This window comes from Phytoactinopolyspora endophytica, assembly GCF_004138495.1.
In the GTDB taxonomy this organism is placed as follows: Bacteria; Actinomycetota; Actinomycetes; order Jiangellales; family Jiangellaceae; genus Phytoactinopolyspora; species Phytoactinopolyspora endophytica.
In genome coordinates, this window is sequence record NZ_ML142852.1 from 80312 (window position 1) to 85953 (window position 5642).

Annotated in this window: 2 protein-coding genes and 2 pseudogenes; all 4 read left to right on the forward strand. The window is 68.2% G+C overall.

What is annotated here, in order from left to right:
• Nucleotides 1-1585: pseudogene (locus tag ELR45_RS34835) on the forward strand (hypothetical protein); the annotation flags it as partial.
• Nucleotides 1586-1778: 193 nt separating this feature from the next.
• A complete protein-coding gene (locus ELR45_RS08730; RefSeq protein WP_129665794.1) occupies nt 1779-3041 on the forward strand; it encodes a nucleotide sugar dehydrogenase in 1263 nt (420 codons plus the stop codon).
• 77 nt (nt 3042-3118) lie between these two features.
• Nucleotides 3119-4198: a glycosyltransferase gene (locus tag ELR45_RS08735; protein WP_165367613.1), complete on the forward strand. Its 1080-nt coding sequence runs from the start codon at nt 3119-3121 to the stop codon at nt 4196-4198.
• A 174-nt stretch (nt 4199-4372) separates the two neighbouring features.
• Nucleotides 4373-5642 (forward strand): annotated as a pseudogene (locus ELR45_RS37285) (AMP-binding protein); the annotation flags it as partial.

Below are 5642 nucleotides of genomic sequence, written 5' to 3' on the forward strand. Positions count from 1 at the left end.
CAACGCTTACCTCCGGCACTGTCCGATCCAGATCACCCCCTTCACCGAGCACCATCTCTCGCTGCGCGGCATGACTCCGGACAGCGTGCCCGAGCCGGGGCAACGCACCTTCCTGCACTACACGGCCAACCTCTCCTCGGGCGGCGACAGCTTCGAACTGGTCGACGTGGTCCACCCCGAGATCCTTCGGCTGGCTGAGCGCGCGGCGGCGTGCATCCCGAGCGCGTACCACGCCGGCATCGACGTCCTTCTTGAACGTTTCGACGCAGCGCCGGAGGCACAACGCTGCATCTTGTGCGAGATCAATCTCAACAACGAGATGCCGATCCACATCTTCCCGCTGTACGGCAAGCCCGTGGACACCGGCGACGAGACCGTCGAGGGCTACTTCTTCCGCGCCCGGGACAGCATCGACTCCGGCCCGCACCGGCTCGATATGACGGCCGCCGTCGCGGACCGCCCGGCACAGAGCGCCGACGGCACAGAAGTCCCACGGCCCCAGTCCGCTTGGTCACAGGAGGGCACGCTGTCCAGCGTCGCCAAGCGCCTCGCCGACATGTCCCCGGCCGCGGGCGCGTCCGACGAAGATGTCCGGGCCGGCACGCCGCGTCGGCTCGACCAGTCCCAGCTGCGTACGGCGCTACAGGCCGCGGGGCTCGACCAGGTCCGCTTCCAGGGCAGACTCATTCACGGCGTCCAGGATGACCACGACATCATCCTGGAGCGGAGTGGGATGACCATGTTCGCCGCGGCGCTCGGCGAGAACAGCTCCGCCTTCTACGAGTTGGCCCTGTCCGCCGGATTGCCCACGGTTCGCTGGGCACGGTTCGCACGAGAAGACCTCGCCGGCGCACGCTCCCTGGTCGAGAGCGGACGCGGATCGTGGCAGGTGCAGCCCGCTGTCCGCGACTCCCGCATCAGGCGACGGTTCAGGGTCGCCGACGTCGCCCGCCTCGACGAGGTGTGGGAGCGGCTGCAGACCGGCACGCGTGAGGTACTCCTGCGCCGGGTGCCGCGCGGCCTTGCCTGCAGTGTTCTCGCGGTGGAGGGCCAGCCGTGTGCAGCGGTGCTGGTCACGCCATTCGGTGTGACCGGTGACGGTGCCGCGTCCCTGGGCGAGCTGATCGAGAAGAAGCTGGCTGCCCGGGCGGAGCATCCGTACCTCCGACACCTCCCGGTCAGATCGTCGCTGCTCACGGACGAGAGTCTCGCCCGCAAAAGCCTGCACCGAGACGATACGCCGGCCGCCGGCAAGACCGTCTGGCTGGCGCGCTCGCCGCTCAACGAGCTCGGGCCGGACACCTTCGGTTTCCAGGACTGCCCTTACCCTGAACCGGCCGACCTGGCCCGCAGGGCGCTCCAACTCATCGGGCATCGTTCGGTGGCCGCCGTCACATGCGTCAAGGACGATGGCGGCGCCGACGCCGGATGGGTGGTGTGGAACGTCGATCCCGATCCCGTGCTCGCGCGCTTCGCCTTCCCCTGGGCAGGCGACACAGGGCCGGTCTATTCGACGGCGGTGGACGGGCTGCTCTCCGGCCAGTACCACGCCTTGCCGCGCGCCAGTCGTCTTGCCGCGCGCTAATCGCCTTGGTCGCTAGTCTCACACCACCCTCGGCAGCAGCAAGGTCGCGCAGAGTCAGACCGTACCCGGCCAGCTGGCGACATAGGGTGGTGGCCGGCTCCGCACAGCGGGGCGGTCGTGGAACACACGTGGCCATCGGGCATAGTTGGCGGTCAGCGAGCGCTCGGCGCTGAAGGACTTCGAGGAGGCAGGAATGGTCGCGGATCTCGCTGTGATCGGGCTCGGCTACGTCGGCTTACCGCTCGCCCAGGAGGCGACCCGGTCAGGGTTGACCGTGCTGGGCTTCGACATCAGCCAGGGGGTCGTCGACGAGCTCAACGCCGGGCGATCTCATGTCGACGATCTCGTCGACGGTGACATCGCCGAGATGCGGGCCGCCGGGTTCCGAGCCACCACGGACGCGGCCGAGCTCGCCACCGCGTCCACTGTCGTCGTGTGTGTGCCCACGCCACTCTCCGACGAGGGCGGCCCGGACCTGCGTGCCGTGATCTCCGCGAGCGAAGCCATCGCCGGCCGGCTACGTGCCGGCATGCTGGTGATCCTCGAATCCACGACGTACCCGGGCACGACCGACGAGGTGGTCCGGCCGCTGCTCGAACGCACCGGCCTCGTCGCCGGCACCGACTTCCACCTGGCGTTCTCTCCGGAGCGTATCGATCCTGGCAACGCGACCTTCGGGATGAAGAACACACCGAAGGTCGTCGGTGGCCACACCGGGGCCTGCACGGCCGCCGCTGCCGCCTTCTACCGCCGTTTCGTCGACACCGTCGTCGAAGCCAAGAGCACGCGCGAGGCCGAGACCGCGAAGCTGCTGGAGAACACCTACCGGCACATCAACATCGCGCTGGTCAACGAGATGGCGATGTTCTGTCACGAGCTCGACATCGACCTCTGGGACGTGATCCGGCTGGCGTCGAGCAAGCCGTTCGGTTTCCAGCCGTTCTACCCGGGGCCCGGCGTCGGTGGGCACTGCATCCCTATCGATCCCAACTACCTGAGCCACAACGTCCGGGCACGCCTGGGGTACCCGTTCCGGTTCGTCGAACTGGCCCAGGAGATCAACGCGACCATGCCGACCTACGTCGCTCAGCGGGTGCAGAACATCCTGAACCGGGACCGGAAGGCGGTCAACGGCTCCAGGGTGCTCCTGCTCGGGGTGACGTACAAGCGCGACATCGCCGATCAGCGCGAGTCCCCGGCTGTACCGGTCGCGCGCCGGCTGCTGGCATTGGGTGCGGATGTGACCTTCCACGACCCGTACGTCCAGGAGTGGAACGTCAACGACGCCGTGCTGGAGCGGGTCGACGATCTCGAACCCGCGCTGGCCACAGCCGACGTCGTGGTCGTTCTGCAGCACCACCGGGAGTACGACGGCGAGATGATCGCCAAGAACGCGGTCCGCGTGCTCGACACCCGCGGCTTCACACCGCCCTCCAGCACGGTCGAACACCTCTGACCGTCCCTCCCTAAATGATCATGTCATTTAGGCGACGCTGGGGATGTGGAGGCGGTGGACGGGATAGAGTCTGGCGGGTGGACGTCCTTGTTCTGACGGTGGTGCACGACCCGGAGGACACCCGGATCCGGCACAAGCAGATCGCAGCCCTGCATGAAGCGGGTCACGAAGTGACGCTGGCGGCGCCGTTCAGCGGGTACGCGCGACCGGTGCCGAGCGAGTACCGCTCGATCGACATCCCGCGGGCGACGGGTCTCAGACGGCTGGCGGCGCTCCGGGCCGCGCGGAACCTGCTGCGCCACCATGCCGCGGACTACGACGTCGTCCTCATGCACGACCCCGAGTTGCTGATCGCCGCCTCAGGCCTCGCGCACAAGGGTTTGGTGTGGGATGTGCACGAGGACACCGCGGCCGCCATCCGAATGAAACCGTGGCTACCCAAGCCGGTACGCCCCATGGCCACGGCTCTGATCCGAAACCTCGAGCGCCGGGCCGAGCGGCGAATGACGCTGTTGCTGGCCGAGGAAGGCTATGAACGACGCTTCGAGCGTGACCATCCGGTCATCCGCAACAGCGTCGTCGAGCCGGAGGATCTGGACATCGAGACCGGGAACCGGGTGGTCTACCTAGGCAGGATCACGATGGCGCGCGGCGCGGCCGAGATGGTCGAACTGGGACGGCGGATGTCGCCGGACGTACACGTCCACCTGATCGGCAACGCCGACGCCGACTGCGTTGGCCAGGTCCGCGCCGCACACGACGCCGGGCATGTCCACTGGCACGGGTTCATGCCCAACGATCAGGCGCTGGCTCAGCTACCGGGTGCGCTGGCGGGGCTCAGCCTGCTGCATGACCAGCCGAACTACGCGCACTCCCGTCCGACGAAGATCCTGGAGTACATGGCCTACGGGTTGCCGGCGATCACCACACCGAACCCGGCCTCCGCCGAGCTCGTCGAGAAGCACGACTGCGGCGTCGTCGTCCCGTTCGGTGATGTGGATGCCATGGAGGCAGCGGTGAGGCGGCTCGCCACCGACCAGGCCGAGCGTGACCGGTTGGCCGCCGCCGGGAGGAAGGCCATCACCGGCCACTACAGCTGGGACGCCGACGCCGACCTGTTCATCCGGACGCTGGAGACGGTCGCCGCCAGGCACTGATCCATTCGGCCATGTCTGACGCCTCCGTCGCGCAGGGGTCAGGCCGGGCGCCGGTCACGCGGGTCGGTTTTACGCCGCCGGCGAGACGCCTGTGCGCGAGACACAACCGCGAGCTTCCGCCATGTGTGATCTGGCTGGTCCACCGCAGGCGGCACGACCGCTAGATTAGGGAGCATGGCTGAGCCCGAGGTTCTGTGGAAGCCGGAGCCGGAGAACGTCGCAGCGAGCCGGATCGCCCGCTTCCGGGACTGGCTGCGTGCACAGCAGATCGTCGACGTCCACGATTACGACGGCCTCTGGCGTTGGTCCGTCCAGGATCCTGCCGCGTTCTGGGACGCGCTGGCCCGCCACTTCGACGTGATCTTCCACGCCGAGCCGTCGCAGACGCTACCCGACCGTGCCATGCCCGGTACCCGATGGTTCCCGGGCGCCACCCTGAACTACGCCGAGCACGCGCTGCGGCCGGGCGACGGCAAGTCCGATGACGACGTGGCGGTCATCTTCCGGCGCGAGGACGGGCTCCGTCGGACGCTTTCATACGGGGAGCTGCGCGCCCAGGTCGCCGCGGCGCGGTCGGCACTACGCGAGCTGGGGGTGGGCCGTGGAGACCGCGTCGTCGGGCTGGTCCCGAACTCCCCCGAGACGCTGGTCGCCTTCCTCGCCACCGCCAGTCTGGGAGCCATCTGGTCATCGTGCTCCCCCGACTTCGGGTTCCGGGCGGTGGCCGATCGGTTCGGTCAGCTGGAGCCCGTCGTTCTGGTGAGTATCGACGGATACGTCTACAACGGGCGAGAGCACCACGTCGACGACACCGTCGCCCGGCTGGAGTCGGCCATTCCCAGCCTGCGCGCCACCGTCGTCATCCCCTACCTGAGGGACGACGCGGCCGGTCCCGATCCGCGGGAGGCGGCGCCGGCCGACTCACGTAGCACACGTATCGGCTGGACGGAGTTGCTCGCCCGAGGACAGGGCGCCGCGCTCGAGTTCGATCCGGTGCCGTTCGACCATCCGTTGTGGGTCTTGTACTCGTCCGGGACCACCGGGCTGCCGAAGGGCATCGTCCATGGGCACGGTGGCATCACCGTAGAGCACATCAAGGCGATGGCGCTGCATTTCGACGCCGGTCCTGGCGACCGCTTCTTCTGGTTCACCACCACCGGCTGGATGATGTGGAACTTCGTCGTCTCGGGCCTGCTCGTGGGCTCCGCCGTGGTGCTCTACGACGGCAGTCCCGGATATCCCGGAATGCACGGCCTCTGGGAGCTCGCCGCCGAGGAACGGGTCAACTACTTCGGCACATCGGCACCGTTCGTCCAGGCATGCTTGAAAGACGGACTGGCTCTCGGCCAGTACGACCTCTCCGAGCTGCGAGTGGTCGGATCGACGGGTGCGCCGCTCTCCGTCGACGGTTTCCGCTGGCTGACGGCCAATCTGGGTGCCGGCG